The organism is Pseudomonas sp. FBCC-B1565 (genome assembly GCF_059133265.1).
In genome coordinates, this window is the sequence record NZ_CP101438.1 from 1,914,084 (window position 1) to 1,939,295 (window position 25,212).

Annotated in this window: 23 protein-coding genes; 7 read left to right on the forward strand and 16 right to left on the reverse strand. The window is 61.4% G+C overall.

Going from position 1 to position 25,212, the window contains the following annotated elements; genetic code table 11:
• Positions 1-3: 3 nt before the first annotated feature.
• From NL123_RS09090 to minC, 4 genes are all read right to left on the reverse strand, one after another.
• The gene (locus NL123_RS09090) at positions 4-639 is read right to left on the reverse strand and encodes an RluA family pseudouridine synthase (RefSeq protein ID WP_010208822.1); all 636 of its coding nucleotides are present in this window, start codon (positions 637-639) and stop codon (positions 4-6) included.
• 96 nt (positions 640-735) lie between these two features.
• Complete coding sequence (gene minE / locus NL123_RS09095) at positions 736-990, reverse strand: cell division topological specificity factor MinE (RefSeq protein ID WP_003175252.1); 255 nt, start codon at positions 988-990, stop codon at positions 736-738.
• A 3-nt stretch (positions 991-993) separates the two neighbouring features.
• Positions 994-1,806, reverse strand: coding sequence for a septum site-determining protein MinD (gene minD, locus NL123_RS09100; protein WP_003209098.1), 813 nt, complete (start codon positions 1,804-1,806; stop codon positions 994-996).
• A 166-nt stretch (positions 1,807-1,972) separates the two neighbouring features.
• Complete coding sequence (minC, locus tag NL123_RS09105) at positions 1,973-2,710, reverse strand: septum site-determining protein MinC (protein ID WP_248483340.1); 738 nt, start codon at positions 2,708-2,710, stop codon at positions 1,973-1,975.
• A gap of 119 nt (positions 2,711-2,829) precedes the next feature.
• Between minC and NL123_RS09110 the strand changes: the two genes are divergently transcribed.
• Both NL123_RS09110 and NL123_RS09115 read left to right on the forward strand, forming a co-directional pair.
• Positions 2,830-3,762: a lipid A biosynthesis lauroyl acyltransferase gene (locus NL123_RS09110; protein ID WP_248483338.1), complete on the forward strand. Its 933-nt coding sequence runs from the start codon at positions 2,830-2,832 to the stop codon at positions 3,760-3,762.
• A 33-nt stretch (positions 3,763-3,795) separates the two neighbouring features.
• Positions 3,796-4,920, forward strand: a complete 1,125-nt coding sequence (locus NL123_RS09115) for a patatin-like phospholipase family protein (protein WP_248483336.1) — start codon at positions 3,796-3,798, stop codon at positions 4,918-4,920.
• Between the two features lie 114 nt (positions 4,921-5,034).
• On the opposite strand, the gene NL123_RS09120 is transcribed toward NL123_RS09115, so the two are convergent.
• The 8 genes from NL123_RS09120 to puuE all read right to left on the reverse strand — a co-directional run bounded on the left by NL123_RS09120 (position 5,035) and on the right by puuE (position 12,240).
• Positions 5,035-5,820, reverse strand: a complete 786-nt coding sequence (locus NL123_RS09120; protein WP_494357603.1) for an outer membrane protein OmpK — start codon at positions 5,818-5,820, stop codon at positions 5,035-5,037.
• A 23-nt stretch (positions 5,821-5,843) separates the two neighbouring features.
• Entirely contained in the window at positions 5,844-6,011 is a 168-nt protein-coding gene (locus NL123_RS09125) for a hypothetical protein (RefSeq protein ID WP_156790787.1), read from the reverse strand.
• Positions 6,012-6,257: 246 nt separating this feature from the next.
• A complete protein-coding gene (locus NL123_RS09130) occupies positions 6,258-7,604 on the reverse strand; it encodes a nucleobase:cation symporter-2 family protein (protein ID WP_248483334.1) in 1,347 nt (448 codons plus the stop codon).
• Between the two features lie 194 nt (positions 7,605-7,798).
• Positions 7,799-9,082, reverse strand: a complete 1,284-nt coding sequence (locus tag NL123_RS09135; protein WP_071492744.1) for a urate hydroxylase PuuD — start codon at positions 9,080-9,082, stop codon at positions 7,799-7,801.
• Between the two features lie 51 nt (positions 9,083-9,133).
• Positions 9,134-9,637: an ureidoglycolate lyase gene (locus tag NL123_RS09140; protein ID WP_071492745.1), complete on the reverse strand. Its 504-nt coding sequence runs from the start codon at positions 9,635-9,637 to the stop codon at positions 9,134-9,136.
• A 127-nt stretch (positions 9,638-9,764) separates the two neighbouring features.
• Complete coding sequence (alc, locus tag NL123_RS09145) at positions 9,765-10,760, reverse strand: allantoicase (protein ID WP_494357604.1); 996 nt, start codon at positions 10,758-10,760, stop codon at positions 9,765-9,767.
• A 41-nt stretch (positions 10,761-10,801) separates the two neighbouring features.
• Entirely contained in the window at positions 10,802-11,317 is a 516-nt protein-coding gene (gene uraD / locus NL123_RS09150) for a 2-oxo-4-hydroxy-4-carboxy-5-ureidoimidazoline decarboxylase (protein ID WP_494357605.1), read from the reverse strand.
• On the reverse strand, positions 11,314-12,240 hold the full coding sequence (gene puuE / locus NL123_RS09155) for an allantoinase PuuE (RefSeq protein ID WP_058424641.1): 927 nt from the start codon (positions 12,238-12,240) through the stop codon (positions 11,314-11,316). Before puuE ends, uraD begins: the two co-directional genes overlap by 4 nt.
• A gap of 345 nt (positions 12,241-12,585) precedes the next feature.
• Between puuE and uraH the strand changes: the two genes are divergently transcribed.
• Positions 12,586-12,939, forward strand: coding sequence for a hydroxyisourate hydrolase (uraH, locus tag NL123_RS09160; protein WP_494357606.1), 354 nt, complete (start codon positions 12,586-12,588; stop codon positions 12,937-12,939).
• Between the two features lie 165 nt (positions 12,940-13,104).
• Positions 13,105-18,324, forward strand: a complete 5,220-nt coding sequence (locus tag NL123_RS09165; RefSeq protein ID WP_494357607.1) for a dermonecrotic toxin domain-containing protein — start codon at positions 13,105-13,107, stop codon at positions 18,322-18,324.
• Here NL123_RS09165 and NL123_RS09170 read toward each other — a convergent pair.
• The 3 genes from NL123_RS09170 to NL123_RS09180 form a co-directional block, all read right to left on the reverse strand.
• Positions 18,314-18,940: a LysE family translocator gene (locus tag NL123_RS09170; RefSeq protein WP_248483325.1), complete on the reverse strand. Its 627-nt coding sequence runs from the start codon at positions 18,938-18,940 to the stop codon at positions 18,314-18,316. The two genes, NL123_RS09165 and NL123_RS09170, sit on opposite strands and share 11 nt — an antisense overlap.
• A gap of 12 nt (positions 18,941-18,952) precedes the next feature.
• Positions 18,953-20,299, reverse strand: a complete 1,347-nt coding sequence (locus NL123_RS09175; protein ID WP_494357608.1) for an NCS2 family permease — start codon at positions 20,297-20,299, stop codon at positions 18,953-18,955.
• Between the two features lie 244 nt (positions 20,300-20,543).
• On the reverse strand, positions 20,544-20,978 hold the full coding sequence (locus tag NL123_RS09180; protein ID WP_071492751.1) for a MarR family winged helix-turn-helix transcriptional regulator: 435 nt from the start codon (positions 20,976-20,978) through the stop codon (positions 20,544-20,546).
• Positions 20,979-21,059: 81 nt separating this feature from the next.
• Here NL123_RS09180 and NL123_RS09185 point away from each other — a divergent pair, with 81 nt between their 5' ends.
• Both NL123_RS09185 and NL123_RS09190 read left to right on the forward strand, forming a co-directional pair.
• On the forward strand, positions 21,060-22,226 hold the full coding sequence (locus NL123_RS09185) for an aminotransferase-like domain-containing protein (protein WP_494357609.1): 1,167 nt from the start codon (positions 21,060-21,062) through the stop codon (positions 22,224-22,226).
• 10 nt (positions 22,227-22,236) lie between these two features.
• The gene (locus NL123_RS09190; RefSeq protein ID WP_248483319.1) at positions 22,237-22,839 is read left to right on the forward strand and encodes a glutathione S-transferase family protein; all 603 of its coding nucleotides are present in this window, start codon (positions 22,237-22,239) and stop codon (positions 22,837-22,839) included.
• Between the two features lie 66 nt (positions 22,840-22,905).
• Here NL123_RS09190 and NL123_RS09195 read toward each other — a convergent pair whose 3' ends face one another.
• Entirely contained in the window at positions 22,906-23,808 is a 903-nt protein-coding gene (locus tag NL123_RS09195) for a LysR family transcriptional regulator (protein WP_494357610.1), read from the reverse strand.
• Positions 23,809-23,919: 111 nt separating this feature from the next.
• On the opposite strand from NL123_RS09195, the gene NL123_RS09200 reads away from it, so the two are divergent.
• On the forward strand, positions 23,920-25,212 hold the full coding sequence (locus NL123_RS09200; protein ID WP_016976366.1) for a CitMHS family transporter: 1,293 nt from the start codon (positions 23,920-23,922) through the stop codon (positions 25,210-25,212).

The following is a 25,212-nucleotide window of genomic DNA, read 5'->3' on the forward strand; positions in this document are numbered from 1 at the left end:
TCTTCAGAACGGGGCAGGGCACTCGAAACGCAAACGCTCGCCGCTCTGTGGGTGGGTGAAGCTCAGCATGCTTGCATGCAGGCACAGGCGCGGCCAGGCGGCCAGGGCTTGCTCATGGGCATACAGGCCGTCACCCAGCAGCGGGTGGCCGATGGAGAGCATGTGCACGCGCAACTGGTGCGAACGCCCGGTAATCGGTGTCAGCTCGACGCGGCACCAGTCCCCGCAACGCTCCAGCACCTTCCAGAAGGTCAGCGCATGCTTGCCGAACTCGTGGTCGACCACATGCCGGGGTTTGGTCGGTGGGTCGTAGCGCAGCGGCAAATCGATGCTGCCACTGTCCAGTTCCGGTTGGCCCCAGGCCAGGGCGGTGTAGGCTTTTTCGGTTTCACGGTCGTGAAACTGGCGAGACAGCTCGCGGTGCGTGTCGGCATCCCGCGCCAGCAGAATGATGCCCGAGGTTTCCCAGTCCAGGCGATGGACGATACGGGCTTCGGGGTAGCCGTTTTCCTGCAGGCGAGTGATCAGGCAGTCCTTGTTGTCGTCGGCGCGGCCAGGCACCGAGAGCAGCAGGGTGGGCTTGTTCACCACCAGGACGGCATCGTCCTGATACAGGATGTGGATATTGGACAGCGGCATTAAACAGCCTCGTAACAAACGCCAACGGCGGCTCGCCCACCCGGTTCCCGAAAAGGGATCAAGGTGACCGAGCCGCCGTGGCGGCCGCCTGTTCGATCAACGATCAGGCAGGGTGATATTGAGTTCCAGAATCGAGCAGCTGCCGTCATTTTCCAGGGCGACATGCACGTCATCGTTGCCGATATTGACGTACTTGCGGATCACCTCGACCAGTTCCTTCTGCAAGGCTGGCAGGTAGTCCGGCGTGCTGCGTTGGCCGCGTTCGTGCGCCACGATGATCTGTAGACGCTCTTTCGCTACCGACGCGGTACTTGGCTTTTTGTTGGCGCGAAAGAAGTCGAGAAATTTCATTGTTTAGTTGCCTCCAAAGATACGCTCGAAGAATCCCTTCTTCTTGACATCGAGGAAGCGGTGTTCCACGGTCTTGCCCAACAAGCGATCAACGGCATCGCTGTACGCCTGGCCGGCGTCGCTCTGGTCATCAAGAATCACCGGAACGCCCTGGTTGGAGGCCTTGAGGACCGCCTGGGATTCTGGGATCACGCCCAGCAGGGTCACTGCGAGGATTTCCTTCACGTCTTCAACGCCGAGCATCTCGCCGTTGCTGACGCGTTCAGGGTTGTAGCGGGTGAGCAGCAGGTGCTCCTTGATCGGGTCTTCGCCTTTCTCGGCGCGCTGGGACTTGCTGGCCAGCAGGCCGAGCATGCGGTCCGAGTCGCGTACGGAGGAGACTTCCGGGTTGGTCACCACGATGGCTTCATCGGCAAAGTACATCGCCAGGTGAGCACCGGTCTCGATACCGGCCGGCGAGTCGCAGACCACGTATTCGAAGGTTTCCTTCAGCTCGGCCAGGACTTTGCCTACGCCTTCTTTGGTCAGCGCGTCTTTGTCGCGGGTCTGGCTGGCGGCCAGCACGTACAGGTTCTCAAGGCGCTTGTCCTTGATCAGGGCCTGTTGCAGGTTGGCTTCGCCGTTGACCACATTGACGAAGTCGTACACCACACGGCGTTCGCAGCCCATGATCAGGTCGAGGTTACGCAAGCCGACGTCGAAGTCGACGATAACTGTCTTGTGGCCGCGCAGAGCGAGGCCGGTACCGATAGCGGCGCTGGTGGTGGTCTTACCCACACCACCCTTGCCGGATGTAACCACGAGAATCTTGGCCAAGGTGTTTCACCCCTAAGGAAAAAGGACTTTTCAGTCCCTGAAAAACATCTCTTGGAACTCGCTGCAGGCGGACAGCCTTGTAGGAATAAAAAATTCCTACATAAGTAATGCCGGTTTCGCTGTGCTATCAGAGTCTAGAGATGCTTGGAAAATGCGGCAGTATCCGTTAAAGACGGATGATGTTCAACACATCGCCCGACAGGTTGACCTGCACCGAAGCCCCCCACAGCGGATCACGGCGCAAATCTTCCGAAACCTTGTACTGGCCTGCGATGGACACTAGCTCAGCGGTCAACTGCTGGCAAAAAATACGGGCCTTGGTATCACCCTTTATGCCGGCGAGGGCACGTCCGCGCATCGGGCCGTATACATGGATGTTGCCATCGGCGAGAAGTTCCGCCCCCGGGCTGACCGAGGAGATCACCACAAGGTCGCCGCCCTGGGCGTAAATCTGCTGCCCGCCGCGTACGGGCGAGGTGATGATCTTTGTAGGCTTGATCGCAGGCTCGGGTGGTTTTTCCGGTTTTTTCTTCTCTTCACCGACCAATGGTTCCAGTGGACGCTCGCGTGCACCGGACGGTGGCAGTACTGGCAGTTCAATGGCGATGGCTGCCGCGATGTCTTCGATACGGCTGGCGCGAATCGCCAGGGTACGCAGGCCATGGGAGCGGCACACGCGCATCAGGCCGGGCAAATCGATGTTGCCCTGGCCGGCGGGCAGCTTGTCCAGGGCCAGCACCAGCGGGGCGTTGTTGAAGAAGTTCGGCGCCAGGGCGACCTTGGCCGCCAGCTGGCGGTCCAGGGCGTCGAGGTCGTTACGGGCGAGTTCCAGCACGGTGATGGCGAGCATGCTGCCTTTCAGCTGGAACACGGGATCTTGGTCTAGCGGTTCGGTTTGGCTCATGGTCGGCAAAAGCGGCTTGTCACGAAAAGTGTCGAGACTTATAACGAGAACACTCACCCGCCGCAAGCCGGGTCGAACCGTTGTAGAATGCGCGGCCCTTGTCTTTACCGGAATCTGTAATGGATCGCCCGCGTTTTCGAGCTGTATTTTTTCACCCGCGTTTCTGGCTGTTATGGCTGGGGCTCGGCCTGCTGTGGCTGGTCACCCAACTGCCGTACCGCGCGCTGCTGACCATCGGTCGCCTGCTGGGTGCGGGCATGTACCGCGTGGCCGGCGAACGCCGCCGTATCGCCGCACGCAACCTGGAACTGTGCTTCCCGGAAAAATCCGCCAAAGAGCGTAAACAGTTGCTCAAGGAAAACTTTGCCTCCACCGGCATCGCGTTCTTTGAAATGGCCATGAGCTGGTGGTGGTCGCGCCCGCGACTGGCGCGCCTGGCCCACGTCGAAGGCCTGGAACACCTCAAGCAGGCCCAGTTGGATGGCAAGGGCGTGATCCTCATGGCCCTGCACTTCACCACCCTGGAAATAGGCGCAGCGTTGCTGGGGCAGAAGCACACCATCGATGGCATGTACCGCGAGCACGGCAACCCGCTGTTCGACTTTATCCAGCGCCGTGGCCGCGAACGTCACAACCTCGATTCCCTCGCCGTGGAGCGCGAAGACGTGCGCGGCATGCTCAAGCTTCTGCGTGCCGGGCGTGCCATCTGGTACGCACCGGACCAGGACTATGGCGCCAAGCAAAGTATTTTCGTGCCACTGTTCGGCATCCAGGCTGCCACAGTGCCGGCTACCAGCAAGTTCGCCAAGCTGGGCAAGGCGCTGGTGGTGCCGTTCACCCAACAGCGCCTGGCCGATGGCAGCGGTTACCGCCTGGTGATCCATCCGCCGCTCACCGATTTTCCCGGTGAAAGCGATGAAGTCGACTGCCTGCGCATCAACCAATGGGTAGAAGCCTCCGTGCGTGAATGCCCCGAGCAATACCTGTGGACCCACCGCCGCTTCAAGAGCCGGCCGCCGGGTGAACCCAAGCTGTACGAAAAACGCCGCTGATAAGAACGACTTTTCCCCACATGGAGTGACGCAATGCGCCCAGCTGAACCGGTTACAGGCTTGATTCTTTCCGGCGGCGGGGCGCGAGCGGCGTATCAGGTGGGGGTATTGGCGGCGATTGCCGAGTTGCTGCCACCGGGGGCGCCCAATCCTTTTCCGGTGATCGTCGGCACCTCGGCCGGCGCGATCAATGCGGTGAGCCTGGCCAGTGGCGCCACCGACTTCACCGCCGCGATCCAACGGCTTACCGCGTTCTGGCAGGGCTTTCGCAGCCATCTGGTATTGCGCAGTGATTGGCCGGGAGTAATTCGCCAGGCGAGTCGCTTCTTTATCCACAGCCTGCTGGGCTTGGGCGCGCAAGTGCCGGTGGCACTGCTCAACAGCACGCCGCTCAAGGCGCTGCTCAAAGACAAACTGCATCTGGACGGCATCGACGAAGCGATCCGCGCCAAACACCTGCATGCGGTAGCGGTCACGGCGTTCGGCTACGAGTCCGGCCAGGCGGTGACCTTCTACCAGGGCGGTGGCACCATCGACGCCTGGCTGCGCCATCGCCGTATCGGCCTGCCGACTCAACTGACGGTCGAACACCTGCTGGCCAGCTCGGCGATCCCCTTGTTGTTCGCGCCGGTCAAACTCGACCAGGAGTACTTCGGCGACGGTGCGGTGCGGCAATCAGCACCGATCAGCCCGGCCTTGCACCTGGGGGCCAGCCGCGTGCTGGTGGTCGGCGTCAGCGGCAACCCACGGGGCAATGAACCGGCGGTGCAGCGCAGCTACACCGGCCAGGAACCGACCCTGGCGCAGATCGGTGGGCATATGCTCAACAGCACGTTCATTGACAGCCTGGAAGGCGATATCGAATTGCTCGAACGCTTGAACCAGTTCAGCCATGTCGCGCCTGGTGTGGCGGCGGTGGAGGTGCTGGTGATCGCACCCAGCCAGCCGATCGATGAGATCGCAGCGCGGCATCGCCAGGAACTGCCGGCGGCGTTGCGCTTGTTTTTGCGCGGGCCGGGGGCGACCAAGACGAGCGGGGCGGGGGTGTTGAGTTACCTGCTGTTCGAGGCGGGATATTGCAGCGAGTTGATCGAGCTGGGGCGCAAAGATGCGCTGGCCAAACGTGAGGAAATCACTCGGTTCCTAGGTCTGGCATAGATCCAAATGTGGGAGGGGGCTTGCCCCCGATAGCAGTGGGTCAGTCACTGATGTACTGACTGACACACCGCTATCGGGAGCAAGCACCCTCCCACATTTGTCTTGCAGTGGCTTTTAGAAGTGATACTTGACCAGGAAGCTCGCCGTGTCCTGGTTGGTCTTGAACGCGCCGGAATCTTCGATCCCGTACTTGTTCTTCCAGTAGTCGTATTCAAAGCCCACGTACAACTGCTTGTCGCCCCAATGCAGCGCCTTGCCCAGGTCATATTTGACCTGTGGGTTGAAGTGCAGGTTGGCGTGGTAGGTGCCATGGGCGTTCTTGTCGTTGTCCGTCACCCAGTCCATGAAACCGTCGATCAGCACATCGGAGTTGCCCACGGGGATGGTGTACGACCACACCGGGGTAATCTGCCATACACCGTCACCCGGGCGATTGCCTTCGGTCTGGCGCTGGTAGAAGTTCAACTGGAAGTAATCGAAACCGGGGATGTTCAAGTCAAAGCCAGGCCCGAGCAGGTACGACTCGTTGTCGCCTTCGCCGAACTCGTAAGTAAAGGCCAGCAATACATCTTTGATCGGTCCGAACGACAGGTCTTTATCAAAGATTTTGCCGAATGACAGGCGCGGGCTGATTTCGCCGTAATAGGTACTGGGCCCGACGTTGCCGTCTTCCTTGCCGTTGTAAAAGATGCGGTCGACGAACACAAAGTTATCACCGTACTTCCACGCATCGGCATGTTCGAACGTGACGGTTTGCTGAATCTGCGGGTTGACGGTAAAGCTCTTGCCCCACAAGTAAGTCAGGCTGTTGTTCTGCCACTGCAACAGGTCACCGGCCACGGCTTGGCCACCGGCCAGCAGGGATCCCGCCAGCATCAGGCCTTTGAACATAGGTTTCATTCGGTTGCTCCCGAGTTAAAGTTTTATGGTTTTTCTTCTACGCAGGCGCTCTGGTGTGGCGCCTTTTGGTTCGCTGCAAAAATCGTCTGTTCGGTCAGCTTTAGTGCTTTTAGCAAGAGCTGCGCCAAGGTGTTTAAAAAGCCAAAAAATCCCCGTCGGCTGCATGAGATGCAGTCGAATTCAGAGGACATTTGCGCACTTTGGCCGCAGACGGGAGGCCGGGATAAGTTGGCCTTGCAGTCAGCTTTTACATTTGCTGTTTTTTTTTGAGTCGATTCGAGCGGGCGCGGAGAATACTGGCTCCCAGGCCTGGGCTCAAGTGCGCCGTTACAGCGCGCGCGGGGCGAGAATGGGGCACGGCTTGTGACCGGCCCCAGGTGAAGGGTGTGCATGTTGATGTTCCCTGTTTCGTTATTGTTTTTGTGCGAACGAAGGAATCAATGCGTAGGAGCAACGGCAGGTCGTTCAGAACCGCCGAGAATGTTGAACAGGATATTCAGCGACAACGCGCTGAGGGTGGCCATGGCGATGCCGCTGTGGGTAATCGGGCTCATCCACAGCGGCAGTTGCGCGAAGAACTCCGGGCGCACCACCGGGATCAGGCCCATGCCGATGCTCACCGCCACCAGCAATTGGTTGCGCCGGTCGGCGATATCGGCTTCCTGCAGGATCTTGATTCCGGTGGCCGCCACCATGCCGAACATGGCAATCGCCGCGCCGCCCAGCACCGCCGGTGGGATCGACGCGACCAGGTACGCCGCCTTCGGCAGCAGGCTGAGTACGATCAGAAACGCGCCGGCCATCATCGTCACCGAACGGCAGCGCACGCCGGTCATCTGTACCAGGCCGATGTTCTGCGCGAACGAAGAGTGGGTGAAGGTGTTGAAGAACCCGGCGAAGAATGACGCACCGGCATCACACAGCAGGCCGCGCCGCAGCATCTTCGGCGTGACGTCCTGCCCGGTGATCTTGCCCAGCGCGAGGAACATCCCGGTGGACTCGACAAAGATAATCACCACCACCAGGCACATCGACAGGATCGGCGCCAACTCGAATTTGGGCATGCCGAAGTGCAACGGCGTCACCACCTGCACCCACGGGGCCTGAGACAGGCCGCTGAGGTCGACCATGCCGATAGCACCGCACAAGGCGTAGCCCAGGCCCATGCCGATCAGCACCGAGATGTTCACCCAGAAGCCACGCATGAAGCGGTTGATCAGCAGGATGGTGGCCAGTACCAGCGCGGCAATCGCCAGGTAGACCGGTGAGCCGAAAGTCGCGGCGGCACTGCCACCACCGGCCCAGTTCACCGCCACGGGAAACAGCGACAGGCCAATCGCGGTGATCACCGTGCCGGTCACCAACGGCGGGAAAAAACGCACGACCTTGGACATGAACGGTGCGATCAGCATGCCAAAGAACCCGGCGGCGATGGTCGCGCCGAAGATGCCCTGCAAGCCGATACCGGGCATGCCGGCCATGGCGACCATGCTGCCGACGGCGGCAAAACTGGCGCCCATCATCACCGGCATGCGGATGCCCACCGGGCCGATGCCGAATGACTGCACCAGGGTGGCGATGCCGGCCACCAGCAGGTCGGCGTTGATCAGAAAGGCGATTTCTTCACGGCTGAGGCCTGCGGCCTGGCCAATGATCAAAGGCACGGCGACGGCGCCGCCGTACATCAGCAAGACGTGTTGCAGGCCTACCAGAATCAGTTGCAAGAGGGGCAGCCGCACCAGGGCGGGTGCGGCGGGAATCTGCGGTTCGGCTAACTCGGTCATGCAACACCTCGGATCTTTTTTATTGTTGTGTTGTTCGGCATTCAATTGCCGGGTGGAGCTCAATCTTCAAAACACGGGAGACCCTTGTGGGAGGGGGCTTGCCCCCGATTGCAGTGGTTCAGTCACTGATGCGTTGAATGACACACTGCCATCGGGGGCAAGCCCCCTCCCACATTTGGATCTGCGCCAGCCTGTCAGTTGGTACGCGCCCCCTGGTTGATCCAGGTGCCGATCAAATCCCGCTCCTGTTGGGTCATCTGGGTGATGTTGCCCAACGGCATGATCTGGCTCGCCACGGCCTGCGCCTGGATGCGCGCCGCCTGTTGCTGGATCTGCGCCGGGGTGTCGAACATCACGCCAGCGGGTGCGGTGCTGAACAGCGGGCTGGTAGGCTTGGCCGAGTGACACACGGCGCAGCGTTCCTGGATCACCCCGTGGACCTTGTCGAAATCAATCGTCGCCTGGGCCGGCGCCGGTTCAGCGGCGGGTGCTGCAGGCGCTGCCGGTTTCAAGCCACCGCCCAGTGCGGTTTCCGGCAATGGTTGGTACTCGATGGCCGCGGGGGCCTTGGCCACTTCGGCCACCGGCTTGGGGCCGGTCACGTAGGCCAGGCTGATCATCGCCAACGCACCCACCGGCAACGTCCACGCATACTTCTGGCTGTTATGCCGGGTGTTGAAGTAGTGACGCACCAACACCGCCGCCACTGCGATGCCCGCCAGGATCAGCCAGTTGTATTGGCTGCCGTAGGTGCTCGGGAAGTGGTTGCTGATCATGATGAACAGCACCGGCAAGGTGAAGTAGTTGTTGTGTCGCGAACGCAGCAGGCCTTTGGCCGGCAGCGCAGGGTCCGGCGTGCGGTTTTCCGCAATCGCCGCCACCAGCGCGCGTTGCGCCGGCATGATGATGCGGAACACGTTGCCCACCATGATGGTGCCGATCACTGCACCCACGTGCAGGTACGCACCCCGCCCACTGAACACTTTGCTGAACCCGTACGCGGCGGCGATCAACAGCACGAACAGAATGAAACCGAGCAGGGCAGGGCGCTTGCCCAGGGCCGAGTCGCAGAGGAAGGAGTAGATGAACCAGCCGGCGAACAGTGAGCCAATGCCCAGCAATACGCCTTCCGGACCACTGAGGCTGCTGCCCGGGGCCAGCAGGTACAAGGTCGGGTTCCAGTAGAACACCACGCATAGCAGCGCGATGCCCGACATCCAGGTGAAATAGGCTTCCCATTTGAACCAGTGCAGGTTGTCCGGCATGGTCGGCGGGGCCAGTTTGTATTTTTCCAGGTGGTAGATACCGCCACCGTGGATCGCCCACAAGTCACCGGCCAGGCCGCTCTTGGGGTTGACGCGATTGAGGTTGTTTTCCAGCCAGACGAAGTAGAAAGAAGCGCCGATCCACGCGACGCCCGTGATCATGTGAACCCAGCGCACGCTCAGGTTCAGCCATTCCATCAAATGTGCTTCCACAGTCTTTACCTCTCGCCTGTCACCCTTGTTGTCGGGTGATCAGACCTTCTCTTATTGGTGGGGGGCGAGGATCAACCGCTCATCCTCTTTGAAAAAATGCTCATCGCAGTTATTGCCTGTGCCACTGCGATCAACCACCAGGAAGTCATCCCGCTTTTCGATCGTCAGCACCGGGTGGTGCCAGACGCCGCGATGGTAATTAATGCCCTGCCTGCCGTTGGTGACGAAGGCGCGGACCAAGCCCGATACAGGTGCATCGCCAAGTGGCGCGACCACGATCAGAAAGGGGTTGCCGAGCAGCGGAATGAAAGCCTGGCTGCCCAGCGGGTGTCGTTCCAGCATGCACACGGTCAGCGGCATGTCCTGCGCATCGGCGCGGAAGATGCTGATGATCGCGTTGTCCTCCGGCGTTGCGGTTTCCACCGTTGCCAGTTTGTGAAAGCGCATGGTCGACCCGTTGTTGATCATGAAGTGATCGCTGCCATCGGTTTCGATAACGTCTCCGAAAGGGGCGAAGGCTTCTTTGGTCAGGGGTTCGATCACTAGTGTGCGCATGGCTGTCTTCTTATCCGAATTTTGTGTGGTTTGTTCTGCCGCCATCGCGGGCAAGCCCGCTCCCACATTTTGATTTGTGAATACAGTCAAATGTGGGAGCTGGCTTGCCTGCGATCGGGTTCACCGCTTACTTGGCTACTTTGCCCAATACACGCAGGCGGCTCACACCGCCATCCGGGAACACGTTCAGGCGGATGTGGGTGATTGGCCCCAGCGCCTTGATCTGCTCGGCGAAGGTGTGTTCAGCGTGCATTTCCAGCTTCTGCGCCGGCAGCAGTTCGCGCCAGAACAGCGATTGGGTTTCGATCTGGCTGTCGGTGCCGCCCTTCACAAATGCGCCCTGTATCGAGCACGTGTCTGGGTAGTTACCCTTGAAGTGCAGGGTATCGACGATGATCTTCTCGATCTCGCCCGGGTGACCCAGTGCCACGATCACCCAGTCATTGCCTGGCGTGCGACGACGCGCGGTTTCCCAGCCGTCGCCCATGTTGATGCCACGGCCTGGGTTGAGGATGTTGCTCATGCGGCCGAAGTGTTCATCGGAGCAGGCCAGGGCACGGCCACCGTTGAGTGCGGCCGCCAGGTCGACCTGTTCGTTGTCGCCCACCGAGGACCAGTCGCGGAACGGCACGCCGTATACGCGCAGGCGCGCCACGCCGCCATCCGGGTAGATGTTGAAGCGCAGGTGGCTGAAGGCCTGGTCGTTGTGGATCTCGTGATAGTGGTGGCTGTTGCCTTGCAACTCGACGGCGGACAGCACTTCGACCCACTGGGTGTTGTCATCCGGCTCGCCCGAAGCCAGGAAGCAGGCTTCCAGGGAGGCCGATGGCGGGAAGTTGCCGGTGAAGAATGAAGTGTCGATGTCCACACCTTTGATCGAGCCCGGCACGCCCAGGCGGATCACCGCGCTGTCGTAGCCTTCGAAGCGCTTGCGGCGCGACTCCCAGCCGTCCATCCACTTGCCGTTGTCATCGAAAACGCCCTCCTTCCACACGGCCGGGGTCGGCTGGAACAGGCGGTTGGCGTCGGCGAACCAGTCATCGGTAACAGAGATGATCTTGGTGCCCAGGCGGGCGTCGGCCAGGTTGACGAACTTCTCGAAAGGTACGGCGTAAGCTTTCATTCTTCTTGTCTGCCTTGAATAGAGTGGCTGGGGATGGTCGTTTAGAGGGTCAGTAAACGGAACAACGCGATCTTGTTGATCTCGGCCAGTGCACATTTGAACTCGGCCTCGACCGAGTTATGGATGCGCGTTTCGAACGCGGCGAGGATCTGGTGCCGGTTGCTGCCTTTTACCGCCATGATGAAGGGAAACTTGAACTTGGCCTTGTAGGCGTCGTTCAGCTCGGTGAAGCGCGAGAACTCTTCGGCCGTGCATTGGTGAATCCCCGCGCCAGCTTGTTCATCGGTGCTGGCTTGGGTCAGTTGGCCCTGGACGGCGGCTTTGCCGGCCAGGTCCGGGTGAGCGTTGATCAGCGCCAGTTGGCGGGCATGATCAGCGCTCAACAGGATGTCGCTCATGCGCTGGTGCAGGGTTTCGATCTGGTCGATCGAAGCATCCTGGCCCAGATCGAAGGCCTTTTCGGCCACCCATGGCGAGTGTTCGTAGATATCGGCGAAGGCGGCGACAAACGCATCGCGGCTCAGGGTTGAGGGTTTCAGGCTGTGGAACGCAGTCATTTGGCCGCTCCCGTGTAGGGGTGGGTTTCCTGCCAGTGGCGGGCAATGTCGACGCGGCGAGTGAACCACACCTGCTCATGGCCTTTGACGTATTCGATAAAGCGCTTCAGCGACGCCAGGCGCGCCGGGCGGCCGATCAGGCGGCAGTGCAGGCCGATGGAAAGCATTTTCGGCGCCTCGGCCCCTTCGGCGTAGAGCACGTCGAAGGCGTCTTTGAGGTACTCGAAAAAGTCATCGCCCTTGTTGAAACCCTGAACCTGGGTGAAGCGCATGTCATTGGTGTCCAGGGTGTAGGGGATCACCAGGTGCGGCTTGCCGGTGGGGTTGTTGGGTTCCCAGTAGGGCAAGTCGTCGTCGTAGGTGTCGCAGTCATAGAGGAAGCCGCCTTCCTCCATCACCAGCCGCCGGGTGTTGGGGCCGGTGCGCCCGGTGTACCAGCCCAGGGGGCGTTCGCCGGTAAGTTCGGTGAGGATGCGGATGGCTTCGAGCATGTGCTCGCGCTCCTGGGCCTCGTCCATATATTGGTAGTCGATCCAGCGGTAGCCGTGGCTGCAGATCTCATGGCCGGCGTCGACCATGGCGCGGATCACATCCGGATGGCGTTGTGCGGCCATGGCCACGGCGAAGATGGTCAGCGGGATGTCGAATTCCTTGAACAGCTTGAGGATGCGCCACACGCCGGCACGGCTGCCGTATTCGTACAGCGACTCCATGCTCATGTTGCGCGCGCCTTGCAGCGGCTGGGCCGAGACCATTTCCGAAAGGAACGCTTCGGATTCTTTGTCGCCGTGCAGGATATTGCGCTCGCCGCCTTCTTCGTAATTGAGTACGAAAGACAGCGCAATGCGCGCCTTGCCCGGCCAGTGGGGGTGAGGAGGGTTACTGCCGTAACCGATCAGGTCGCGTGGGTAGTCAGCGCTCACTGCAGTCTTCCTTCTTGTTCGTCGTAGTAGCGATGAGTGATTGTATACAACTTATCGCGCACTTTGTAAGCCTACATTTCTGCATTTTTTCGGCGTAGCGCTAGACCAGAGGTGTAGCAAGAAACTTGCCTGGTTGGTCAGCTAATGGACAAAAGGTCTTTTAAAAGCAAGGATAACGCGCAGATTGCCCTGTTGAGCAATGGCAGTAGGCTGATCTGAGAGTTTGTGATTTTTATTGTGTACAATTTTTTTAAAAAGTGTCTTAATCGATCATCACCGGCTTTTTCGATGCCCTGAAAAAGTGCGGATCACTTTTCTACTGACCACAGGAGGCGCGCAGACGCCATGGGACGCTTGACCACACACGTATTGGACGCCGCACACGGCTGCCCCGGCAGCGCAATCAAGGTTGAGCTGTACCGCGTCGAAGGCGTGCAGCTGGAACTGGTGGCCACCGCGCAGACCAACAGCGACGGCCGCTGCGACGCACCGCTGTTGCAAGGTGACGACTACCGCAGCGGCGTGTACCAATTGCAGTTCAGCGCCGGTAATTACTATCGCGCCCGCGGCGTGCAACTGCCGGAGCCGGCCTTCCTTGATGTGGTGGTGCTGCGCTTCGGCATCAGCGCCGAGCAGGATCACTACCATGTCCCGCTACTGATTTCGCCCTACAGCTACTCCACCTATCGCGGTAGCTGAGCGTCACCTCGCTTCACACCCCCAAAGCTCTTCGTTGGTTTCGCCCGCGCACACTGCGGGCTTTTTTTTGCCTGGCATTTGCCCGCCCGCCCGTTCAATTATGTGGCGCACACCTTAGAGGGATGAGGCCTAGGCTCGGCGTCTTTCGTACAAGAAGACGCCGTCATGAGCTCTGATCCCCTCAACCCCGTAGTCTCGGCACCGGACACTGTCACCGCCGAACCCTTTGATCTCGACAATCCCATTCAGGCCAGTGAGGCCCGTGATCAAGCCGTTCGCCGCTTGCTGACGCGCCGCCTCAACGCATCCGCCCAACCCAGCCGGCTGATCAACCAATGGCACCTCGTGAACACGCGCTGTATCGAATCCTCAAAGGCGCTCAAGCGTCTGATAGGCAGGGCGCCACGGCTGTTGCGGGTGATTCGTTTCGCGTTGCAGGAAGCCTTTGGCCTGGATCCGGACACCCTGCTGTTCACCGAGCCCCTGCCGCCACGTCCCGCGCAGAAAGTCGACAGTCTGACCGAGCGCGCGCTGGCGTTGTTCAGCGATCCGTCCTTGCCGATCAACCTTAACCAGTACACCGCGCTGAGCCTCAAGGACGACCCTGCGCGCAAACTGCCTTTTACCGCCCGGCAGGCGCTGGAGCGGGTCAAGGGGCTGGGGTTGATGGCTCGGCTCGACAACCAGGTACGTGAATACTGGCAGTATTTGGCGTACGGCTCGTGGTTGACGCGCCAGGCGCGTTGGGTGCAATTGCGCAAGCGTTTGTTCATCGACGCGGGCTTCCTGGCGCACCAGTTGGATGAACTGTCGGATGCGGGTTGGGCGTTGGTGCAGCAGTTGGCGGATGCGCCTTCCGAAGAGGCACGCCAGCGCGCTGGCGGCGATTGGGCTGGCGTGCGCGTCGGCACAGTACTGTGGCCCGGCACGTTTCAGACGGCGCTGGCCATTCCCGGCGCCCTGCACTTGTACCGTGAGGGCGCGGCGCAGCAGGCGCCCCACGTGATCTATCTGCCAGGGATGGCCCGCGCATTCTATGAGTTCAGTGCTTGGGAACAGGTGCAACGCGGTTTGGCGAGCCTGTTGAACGGCGCGTTGTTCAGTGTCTTGTGGCAGTGCTTGCCGCTACGCCGTCGCCACGAAGTCTGTCGCGGCGAGACGCAGTTGGCGCGTGGCGCTGCGCTGAGCGGCGATGCCTTGCAGCACAGTGCAATCGCCGTGCTTGATGCGCAATGGGACAACGAGCTGGCGTGCGCGTTGTCGATCAATCACGCGACGTTAGCGGCGCCGGCTTCACTGGGGCGTGACACGGCGCGCTTCCTGCGGTTTATCGAAAAAGGCCGGGACCGACTGGCGATCGCGGAGCACCTGGGCGCTTCCCTGGGGACCTTGTTGGGTTGGGATGCAACGCGGCGTGCGGCAGAAATCATCCTCGGCCAGCTGCCGTCCGGACTGGCCTTGCGCAGCCGCGAACAGCAGGTGGAGCGCTACGAAAAGCGCCTCATGACGCTGCTCGACCCACAGGACCCGAGCCGGGAGAGCACGGCCTATGACGCATTGGTCACGCTCAATGGGCAATGGCAAGCACAGACTGATGCGGTGCAGGCCCTGTCACTCGGGGCAGATGAGCGCCTGCTGAGCCCGGCATTCTGGCTGGAACACCCAGACGACACGCGCAACCGTACCACCTTGTTGTTGATCGCCCAGCGCGAGGCGTTGTTGCAGGAGGTGCAACGGCTGCAGCATTTGAAACTGATGGCCGAGGCGCCCTTGCAGCGCCTGGTCGAAGTGTTGAACAAGCCCCATGCCAGCGATCGCAACGGCAGCGATACCTGCGTGCTGCGGGTGCTGTTGGGCGGCGAGGGGATGCTGGGGGCGTTCGTAGTGACGACTAAACAGGCCCACGCCACCCCGGTGCGGACGCAGCCAGTGCTGCTGTGTGTGGCCGGGCGCTTCGGCGGGCTGGCTGCATTCGACGACCTGGAGACGCTATCCGAGCGCCTGCGGGTTAGCCTGTGCAGTCGCGACGGCTCGCCCCTCTGGCAGTGCGTGGGGCGTGATCGGCGCCAGGCGCTGAAGACTGCGTCTGACATCACGGTGACGTACGAAGTGCTTGAGGAACATGTGCTGCACCATGGGCTCACTGAACTGATCAACCACTACGCCAGGCTCGACCAGGGACTGGACCAGGGCTTGCGGCTTTTCAGTGAAGTCCGCGACCCGGCGCTGATCCGGATGCTGTTGGCCGCCGAGATGCGCGAGCACCTACAGGTGCCGGCGCATGACGCCTTGACCGAGGCCATGGCCAACCTGGAGCTGCTGCGGTTCGCCGCCGCCCAGGCGAATAAACTGCCGGCATGGCTGGGCCAGGCGCAGGCCGATCAGCGCAATGCCTACCGACGATTACAGCTGCATTACTTGAGCAGTGCCCAGGCATTCGAAGCCAAGCTCTGGCGTGAATTGCCGGAGTTGGAGGCGTTCGCACGTAAGCTGCTGATCGCTCAATTGAAGCTGGATGGGTTGTACCCGGAGGTGGATATCGATCAGCCCTTGCTCGATATGCCCGATGACGTCAGCGCCTACTTCTGCGGGTGGACCAGCCAGTGCGGGGTGGGCGAGCGGGATATCAAGAAAGTCGTCAGTCCGCAACGCACTACATTCAGCCTGTTGCAGTTGGCCCTGCACAATCTGGATGCCCAGGCGCCCTGGACCGAGTGGCGCTTGAACCGCGCGCGCTACCTGGCGCCGCAGTGGCAGCAGCGCTTGAATAGCCGTTACTTGATCAAGACCCTGGCAGCCCTGGATATCGGCGGGCGCTATGACACGTTGATCCAGCAAGTGTTTTATCCGCCCGCTTGCGCGCCCCCAACGTTGCCTGGTGGACTGATTGACCGGGTACTGCGCCAGCAGGCGCGTATGCATGGGTTTTCGGCGGCAAGGCAGGGCCTGAGTGCCAAGGCCCAGAGTGTGTTCAACACCCTGATGGCGGCGCAGGCGGTGGCCGATCTGAACGGCAACGGCCATCGCCTGCGATTGCACTTCGTGCGCCTGTGCGGGCATACCCTGGAACACGACCGGCATATCGCCGGGGTGCTGGTGACCCACGACGAAGCCACAGGGTTGTGGCTGGTGTACTGGCCTGCCGCAGTGGATGGCCCGGCCATCGCCGAGTACACGAGCCGCGAGCAGGCTGTCGCCGCTTTGAACCAGGCTTGGGCGACCCCGGCCAATGTGAAAGCCCTGGCCCATCAGGTGGCACCGGGGTGGGAGACGCAGGCCATCGCCAGTTACCCCGTCGTCGGCAGCGGGGGGGCGATGGTGGCTACCGGTGGAACCAGACTGGTGTTTGCTCCGGTGCGTGGGTTCTATGTGCTGGAAACGGTCGAGGCCATCGCCCGGTTCATACGCTCGTTCAAGGTCAAGCACCGCGTGCCGTCGGTGGCCGTGGAGGATATCCAGGCGCAGATCAACGAGCAGATCGCCGCCGCCCCGAACGCCTGGCTCGACTTCAGTGCAACCCCCGCCAGTCATACGTTGGCACTGTTGGCGCACGCGCGGATGCTCGAAATCCAGCACCGCGCACAGGGGCGCGCCGTATCGGCCAGAACATTGGAGGCCTACCGGCAAGATCGCTTGGGCGAGCAACACGCGGCTACGCTGCGTGGGTTGCTGTCGTTCGTACCGGTGATCGGCCTGGGGGTCAGCCTTTACGAGATTCTGTTGGCGGCCAGGCGCTTTCATCACAGCCGCCATCCCAGTGACGCCGTTGACTTGGTGTTTGTCACGCTGCTGGGCTTTGTGGATGTGCTGACCGCGTTCATTCCCGGGCCAAAAGGTGCGCGGGTGACAGGCGTGGCCGCCGCGCGCGCGTCGATGCGCGGTGCCCTGGGCCGGCTGCACCGTCGTCATGGGTTGGTCGGCGGCGGGCTGTCTGCGCTCAAACCGTCGACGACCCTGCCGGCCAAGGCGCTGGAACGGTTTCGCAAGGACCTGCCGCCAAGCGCGGCCATCGAGTTGCAGGGGCCGGGTAATCGGGGCACTTACGTCAAGGGTGGCGAGCAATTTGTGCTCGACGATACCCATCAATACCCGGTCTATCGACGCCAGGATGAACAGGTGCTGCGTCTCAAGCACCCGCAGGACGATGTGCAAAACGAGCTGATTCTGCACATCGAGGAACCCGGGGAATGGCTGCTTGGCGCCGATGCCCCGCCACCCCAGCCGCAGCCGGGACCCAGTACCGAGATGTGGCGGCCGTGGGCTACAACCCCCAGCGCCCAGGAGTGGTCGCCGCCTTCTCATGCGATGCTGCAGGAACACGTGGGCCGCGCCGCCCATCTGCCCGGTGCGGGGCAGGGGTGGGCGTTCGATTCGCGATGGGTGCTGACAGACCTGTTGCCCGAGCGCGGGATCTTCCGCGTGTCGGGCGGGGAGGGGGAGCGGGCCTTCGATGTGCTGCGCCAAGACGGGCGTTTGTTCCGGTTGCTGCCCGAGGGGACCAATTCGTCGTTCCAGAGCATTATCTTTCTCACCCGTAATCGGGCGCTGGCTCCGCAAGCGGCCACCGACATTCACTTCTGGTTGGGCGCCGGCTTCAGTGAGCAGCCGATTCCTGCGACGCTGGGCGCCGATGGCCTCTGGAAGGCGCGGCCGGTGCTGTTCCTGGAGCCGCTGGAAAACACCATGGGCCGAGTGTTTCCCCGCATGAGGGAACTCAGCCGGCGCTCCGCCTGTGAGCGCTTGATTGAGTTGGCCGACACCGGCCGTGAGGTGACCGCCAGCCATCTGTTGACCCTCCGCGCCACCCTGGATGACTGGCTCGCCCCCGGTGCCGTGGGCCACACCGATGACCTGCTGAAAATGTTGCGTCCGACCTACAGCCGACGGCGCCTGGCTTTCTACATTGGCTATGAAGGCCGTTCACCGGGGTTTACGCGCATGGACTTCACCCTGCCAGCGCCCCTTGATCCCTCCTTGCGCGTGAGCACCCGCGAAAACGCCAGTGCCAGGGCCCAGGTGGTGCAGGCGGTGATTGCCCGGATGCTGGAACAACAAGGGTTTGTCATCCACTCGATCGAAAAACGCATGGGCGGGCAGTACTCGGTGGATTACTTCTGCACGCACCCCAAATCCAACGCCAGGTACTACGTGCTCACGCGCTGGGTGAAGAACAGCACCGTTAACCTGCGGTCCGCCACCAGCGTGCAATTGACTGACGAATGGTTCAGGCGGCGCAGTGTGGCGCGTACCTATTCGGAGCATATGCCCGAGATCAGTCGGGCATTGAATCAGAACCGCCTGGTCAAGATCATTGCCGGTATCCAGTGGACATCGCGTTCCAACCCGACGGTGTTTTTCGTCAAGTTCGGCGGGGTCAGCTCTTGAGCAACGACAGCGCGCCTGCGCCACCGAACAGCCCGGCGCTGATCCGGTTGAACCAGCCCTGGCCCTTGCCACTGCGCAGGTAGCGCGCAGCGCCGTGGGCACTCAAGCCGTAGGCCAGCTTGCACAGCAGGTCGAGCACGGTCCAGGTGGCGATCATGATCAGCAACTGCGCCAGGAACGGCTGCTGGCTGTTGAGAAACTGCGGCAGGAACGCGGCAAAGAACAGGATGTCCTTGGGGTTGCTGGCGCCCAGCACAAACGCCCGCCCGAACAAGGCGCGAAAGCGTGGGGTCGGCGCGGCCTGTGGAACGTCGGCGCCCTGGCTTGGCTGGCGCGACTGCTGCCAACTCTGCCAGGCGAGGTAAAACAGGTACAACGCGCCGACGATCTTCAGCGCGCTGAATAGGTGTTCCGAGGCCAGCAGCAGGGCACCCAGGCCGAGCGCCGAAGCGCTGAGCAGGCAGATCGAGGCGCTTACGCCACCGAGAAATGCGGGGTAGGAGCGGCGCAAGCCATAGTTGAGGCTGTTGCTGATCATCAACAACGACAGCGGCCCGGGGATCAGGATCACCACCAATGCCGCGCCACTGAACAACAACCAGGTTTCCAGACTCATGCCTAACACCTCTTATAGAAATATGAATTTCGCGATGAAAATCGCGCACAGCACCCACAGGCTGACGGAAATCTCGCGGTACTTGCCCGTACCGGCCTTGAGCGCCACGTAGGTGATAAACCCCAGGGCAATCCCATCGGCGACCGAGAATGTCAGCGGCATCATGATCGCGGTGACAATCGCCGGGATGCTGTCGGTGGCTTCATCCCAATTGATATGGGCCATGCTCGCCATCATCAGCATTGCCACGTAAATCAGCGCACCCGCGGTGGCATAGGCTGGAATCATCCCGGCCAGCGGTGCAAAAAACATCGCGGCCACAAACAGCACGCCGACGGTCACGGCGGTCAACCCGGTACGGCCACCTGCGGCCACGCCCGCAGCACTTTCCACGTAGCTGGTCACCGGCGGCACACCGACCATGGCACCGAACACGCTGGAGGCACTGTCGGCCTTCAATGCGCGGGACAGGTTGTCGATCTTGCCATCGGCATTGACCAACCCGGCCCGTTGCGCGACGCCCATCAGTGTACCTGCGGTGTCGAACATGTGTACAAAAAGAAAAGCAAATACCACGCTGATCATGCTGACATTGAATACACCTGTCACATCCATCGCCATCCAGGTCGGCGCCAGGCTTGGCGGTGTGGAGATAAAGCCGTTGTAGTGCACCAGCCCCAGGCCCCAGCCGGCCAGTGTCACAGCGATGATGCTGATCAGGATGGCGCCGAACACGCGGTGGTAGCTGAGGATGGCGATCAGCAGGAAGCACACCGCCGCCAGCAATGGCGCCGGCTCATGCAGCGAACCGAGCTTGATCAAGGTCGCCGGGCTTTCGACGATGATGCCGGCGGTCTTCAGGCCGATCACCCCGAGGAACAGGCCGACGCCGGCGCCCATGGCGTGGCGCAGGCTCACGGGGATGCTGTTGAGCAGCCATTCACGTACCCGCGACAGAGTCAGGAACATGAACAGCACGCCGGAGATAAACACGGCGCCGAGCGCGGTCTGCCAGGTGTAGCCCATGGTGCCGACCACGGTGTAGGTGAAAAACGCATTCAAACCCATGCCCGGCGCCAGGCCCACCGGCCAGTTGGCGTACAAGCCCATCAACAGGCAACCGAGTGCGGCGGCGATGCAGGTGGCGACGAACGCCGCACCGTGATCGATGCCCGCGTCGGCCATGATGTTGGGGTTGACGAAGATGATGTAGGCCATGGTGATGAAGGTGGTGAGGCCGGCGATCAGCTCGGTCTTCACTGTGGTGCCATGCAAGCGCAGTTTGAACAGGCGTTCCAGCCAGCCGTTCGGTGAGGGGGCAAGGTCCAGCGTCGAGGCTTCGGATTTGCGGCTATCCACAGCGAGTACTCCTCAAGCATTTTATTGTTATGGTCAGCGCCGAAGCGCTGAGAGGTACTGGCGGGTTTGTTGACCAATAGGTCAGGAACTCGCACGAAGCGAATTATGCTTTTGTATACAAATAAAGCAAATAATGTTTTCTATTTGCTGCACGAAATAGATGAAAGGCAACCATACGATTGCGTGGTGAGCGGGCTTGCCCCGCGTTGGGGCGCGTAGCGGCCCCAGGAGCGTCACCACCGCATCAGGGTTGATTGGCGAGCGCCTGATTCACCGCCAGCCATCCAACTACCGCGTCTTCGCCCGCGTCACTGAAGGCACGTTGCAGCAATTTCACCTGTTCGCGGCGCAGTGACTGTTCGAAACGCAGGCCTTCTTCGGTCAACTCCAGCAGGCGTTTGCGCTTGTCTGTCTCGGACGCGACGCTGTTGACCAGGTGCATCTCCTGCAATTGCCGCAGCGGGATGTTCAATGCCTGCTTGCTCACACCGAGCAACTCCAGCAGTTCCTTCACGCTCAACGCCGGGTAGCGCGCGATGAAAAACACAATGCGCTGGTGCACCCGGCTCAGCCCACGGCGCTCGAGCATTTCGTCGGCCTTGGCGGTAAACGCTTGGTAGCCGAAGAAGAACGCTTCCATGGCGGCCTGCTGGGCGGTGGGGTTTTTAAGGTCAAGCATATTGACGTATCCGTGCGAGTCGTCGTAATTTCGGTCAACCAGTTTGACGTATTTCCCACAGTCTTCGCTACCGGTGACCCCATGGCCTTCTCTGAACGTGTTACGCGCCTCAAAAGCTCCCTGATCCGTGAAATCCTCGCGGCGGCCCAGCGTCCGGAAGTGATGTCGTTCGCCGGAGGCCTGCCGGCCGAAGCCATGTTGCCTGCCTTGAACTGGGACGACATGCCGCTGAACATCGGCCAATACGGCATGAGCGAAGGCGAACCGCAGCTGCGCGAACTGCTCGCCGCCGAGGCGCGTGCCCTGGGTGTACCGTGCCAGGCCAGCCAGGTGTTGGTGGTCAGCGGTTCCCAACAAACCCTGGACCTGGCGGCCAAGCTGTACATCGACAAGGGCACGCAGATCCTGTTGGAAGGGCCTACCTACCTGGCCGCGTTGCAGATCTTCCAACTGTTCGGCGCCGATTGCCTCACCGTGCAACTGGAAGCCGATGGTCCGGACCTGAACGCGTTGCGTGCCAATCTTGAGCGCCATCGCCCGGCCTTCATCTACTTGATCCCAACGTTCCAGAACCCCTCGGCCGTGCGCTACAGCGAGGCCAAGCGCGAAGCCGTCGCCGCCTTGCTCGACGAATTCGGCGTGACCCTGATCGAAGACGAACCCTACCGCGAACTGACCTTCGACGGCGGCAGCGCCAAACCCATCGTCGGGCGCCTGAAAAAAGCCAGCTGGATCTACACCGGCACCGTGTCCAAGACCCTGTTGCCGGGCCTGCGCGTGGGCTATCTGATCGCCAGCCCGGACCTGTTCCCGCACCTGCTCAAGCTCAAGCAATCGGCGGACCTGCACACCAACCGCGTCGGCCAATGGCAGGCGATGCAGTGGATCGGCACGGAAAAATACCAGCAGCACCTGGCGCAACTGCGCAGCTTTTATCGCGAGCGCCGCGATGCCTTCCAGTCGGCGCTGGAGCGTCAATTCGCCGAGCTGGCCGACTGGCAGGTGCCCCAGGGCGGATTATTCTTCTGGCTGACCTTGAAACAGCCGCTCGACACCCGCACCTTGTTGGCTCAAGCGCTCGACCAGAACGTTGCGTTCATGCCCGGTGAACCGTTCTTTTCCGAGCCGGACCAACATCTTGGCTCGTTGCGGCTCAATTTCAGCCATATCGACCCGGCCCGTTTGGATGAAGGTCTCAAGCGCCTGGCCGCGGTGGTCCGTCAAGCACAGCACGCGCAAGCGGCATAAGGGGAGCCCCATGTACAAGGTTTATGGCGATTACAAGTCGGGCAACTGCTACAAGGTCAAATTGATGCTCAGCCTGCTGGGCATTCCCTACCAATGGATCGATGTGGACATCCTCAAGGGTGACACCCAGACCGCCGAGTTCCTGGCGAAGAACCCCAACGGCAAGATCCCCGTGCTGGAGCTGGAAGACGGCACCTGCCTGTGGGAATCCAACGCGATCCTCAACTTCCTCGCCGATGGCAGCGAGTTCCTGCCCAGCGAACCGCGTCTGCGCACCCAGGTGTTGCAGTGGCAGTTCTTCGAGCAGTACAGCCATGAGCCGTACATTGCGGTGGCGCGGTTTATCCAGTTTTACCTGGGCCTGCCCGAAGACCGCCTGGAGGAATACAAGAAGCTGCACAAAGGCGGTTACAAGGCGCTCAAGGTCATGGAACGCCAACTGCAGTTGACGCCGTACCTGGTGGGCGAGCAGTTCTCCATCGCGGATGTGGCCTTGTATGCCTATACCCATGTGGCGAATGAGGGTGGTTTTGAGCTGGAGGCTTATCCGGCGGTGCAGGCGTGGTTGCAGCGTGTGGCCAGCCATCCCAAGCATGTGCCTATGCTCGGTTAAACGTGTGGGAGGGGGCTTGCCCCCGATTGCGGTGTATCAGTCAACTTATGTGTGATTGACACTCTGCTATCGGGGGCAAGCCCCTCCCACATTCAGTTGTTCGTTCAGCAAGTCGAAACAACGCTGTGCAGCAGGGCTTAGGCCCATCCCGCTGCGACTGATCAACCCGATCTCGCGGTTCACCCCGGGATGATCGATGGGGATGCGTTTCAACCCCGCCAGGCTGTCCGCCGCCGATTCCGGCAGCACACTGATCCCCAACCCCTGGCGCACCAGTGCCAGCACCGTCGACATGTAGTTGGCTTCCATGCCCGCGTTCATCGTCAGGCGTGTCTCATCGAACAGTGCATCCACTTGCTCACGCACGCTGCTGTCGCGGCCAGTGAGGATGATCGGCTGGTCCGCCAGTTGTTCCAGGGTCAGTTTGCGATGGCGGGTGAGGGGGTGATCCACCGGTACGAACGCACACAGGCGATCGTTCAGCACCGGCACGAATTCCAGCCCATGGCTGAGCCGTGCGCGCACGCCAATGCCGAAATCCACCTCACCGGAACGCACCTGGGCATGAATGCGATGGGCGACCAGGTCATGCAGGCGCACTTCGATTCCGGCAAAGCGCTCGCGAAACAGGCGCAGCACCGGCGGCAGGCTGCCGGCACAGACCGAGGGCAGGGCGGCGATGGTCACCACGCCTCGGCGCAACGCCGCCAGGTCGCGGGACCCGCTGACAATGTTGTCCAGGTCCAGCAGCAGTTTTTCCATCGGCCCGCGCGCATCCTGGCCAGCGGCGGTGATGCTGACGTGGCGCGGGCTGCGGTCGAGCAAGGCGACGCCGAGCCAGTCTTCCAGTTGTTGCACCTGCACCGTCAGTGCAGAAGGCGACAGATGCAGCTCATTGGCCGCCTTGGTGAAACTGCCAGTACGTGCCACCGCCAGAAACGCCTGAATGTGTTGGATACTGTTCTTCATTTTGTTTTTCCGAACACTAGCTGGTGAATATTCCAATTTACAAAGACTAACCTGCTTCCAATACTCCAGGGAAAACAATAACCGGCCAAAAAGGCCGCTCTGGAGTAACCCATGCTCGCTACCCTGGGTGTCATCACCATCCTGTGCCTGCTCGCTGCCGTCATGAGCAAACGTCTCTCGCCGCTGGTGGCCCTGATCGCCTTGCCGATCATTGCCGCACTGCTCGGCGGGTTCGGCCTGCAAACCAGCGCCTTCATCATCACCGGGATCAAGAACGTCGCCCCCGTGGTCGGCATGTTCGTCTTTGCGATTCTGTTTTTCGGGATCATGACCGATGCCGGCATGCTTGACCCCATTATTGATCGCATCCTGCGCACGGTAGGGACGCGTCCTACACGCATTGTTGTAGGCACCGCGACCCTTGCGCTGTTGGTGCACCTGGACGGCTCCGGCGCGGTGACGTTCCTGGTGACGGTGCCGGCGATGTTGCCGCTGTATACGCGGCTGGGCATCGATAAACGCATCCTCGCCTGCGTCTGTGCGATGGCCGCCGGTGTCAACTTCCTGCCGTGGACCGGGCCGGTGCTGCGCTCGTCAGCGGCCCTGCACGTGCCGGTGGCGGACCTGTTCCAGCCGCTGATCCCGGTGCAGATCGTCGGCCTGATCTTCGTGTTTGCCTGTGCCTGGTGGCTGGGCCGTCGCGAAGAAAAACGCCTGGGTCTCGGCGCCGGCTCCACGGTGGATGCGGTGCCGCAACGGGTGCTCAGCGACGACGACATCAAGCTGCGTCGCCCGCGCCTGTTCTGGGTCAACCTGATCCTCACCGTGCTGGTGATGGTGGTGATGATTGCCGGCTGGGTCGACCCGGTGGTGATGTTCATGCTCGGCACCGTAGTGGCGTTGTGCATCAACTACCCGAACGTGGATGCCCAGCGTGCCCGCATCGATGCCCATGCCAAGACCGCCCTGACCATGGCCAGTATCCTGTTGGCCGCCGGGGTGTTCACCGGGATCATGCAAGGCACCGGCATGCTCAAGGCCATCGCCGAAGTGGCGGTGGCGCAGATTCCGGCGGGTCACGGCAAGTTGATTCCGGCGGTGGTGGGTTTTATTTCCATGCCGTTAAGCATGCTGTTCGACCCCGATTCCTACTATTTCGGCGTGATGCCGGTGATCGCTGAAGTCGGCAAGGCCCTGGGCGTCGACCCGCTGCAAGTGGCCCAGGCCTCGTTGCTGGGGGTGCACACCACCGGTTTCCCGGTCAGCCCACTGACCCCTGCGACCTTCCTGTTGGTGGGCCTGTGCAAGATCGAACTGGCCGATCACCAGCGCTTCACCATTCCGTTTCTGTTTGCCGCGTCGGTGTTGATGACCCTGACCGCGTTGCTCCTGGGAGTGATTTGA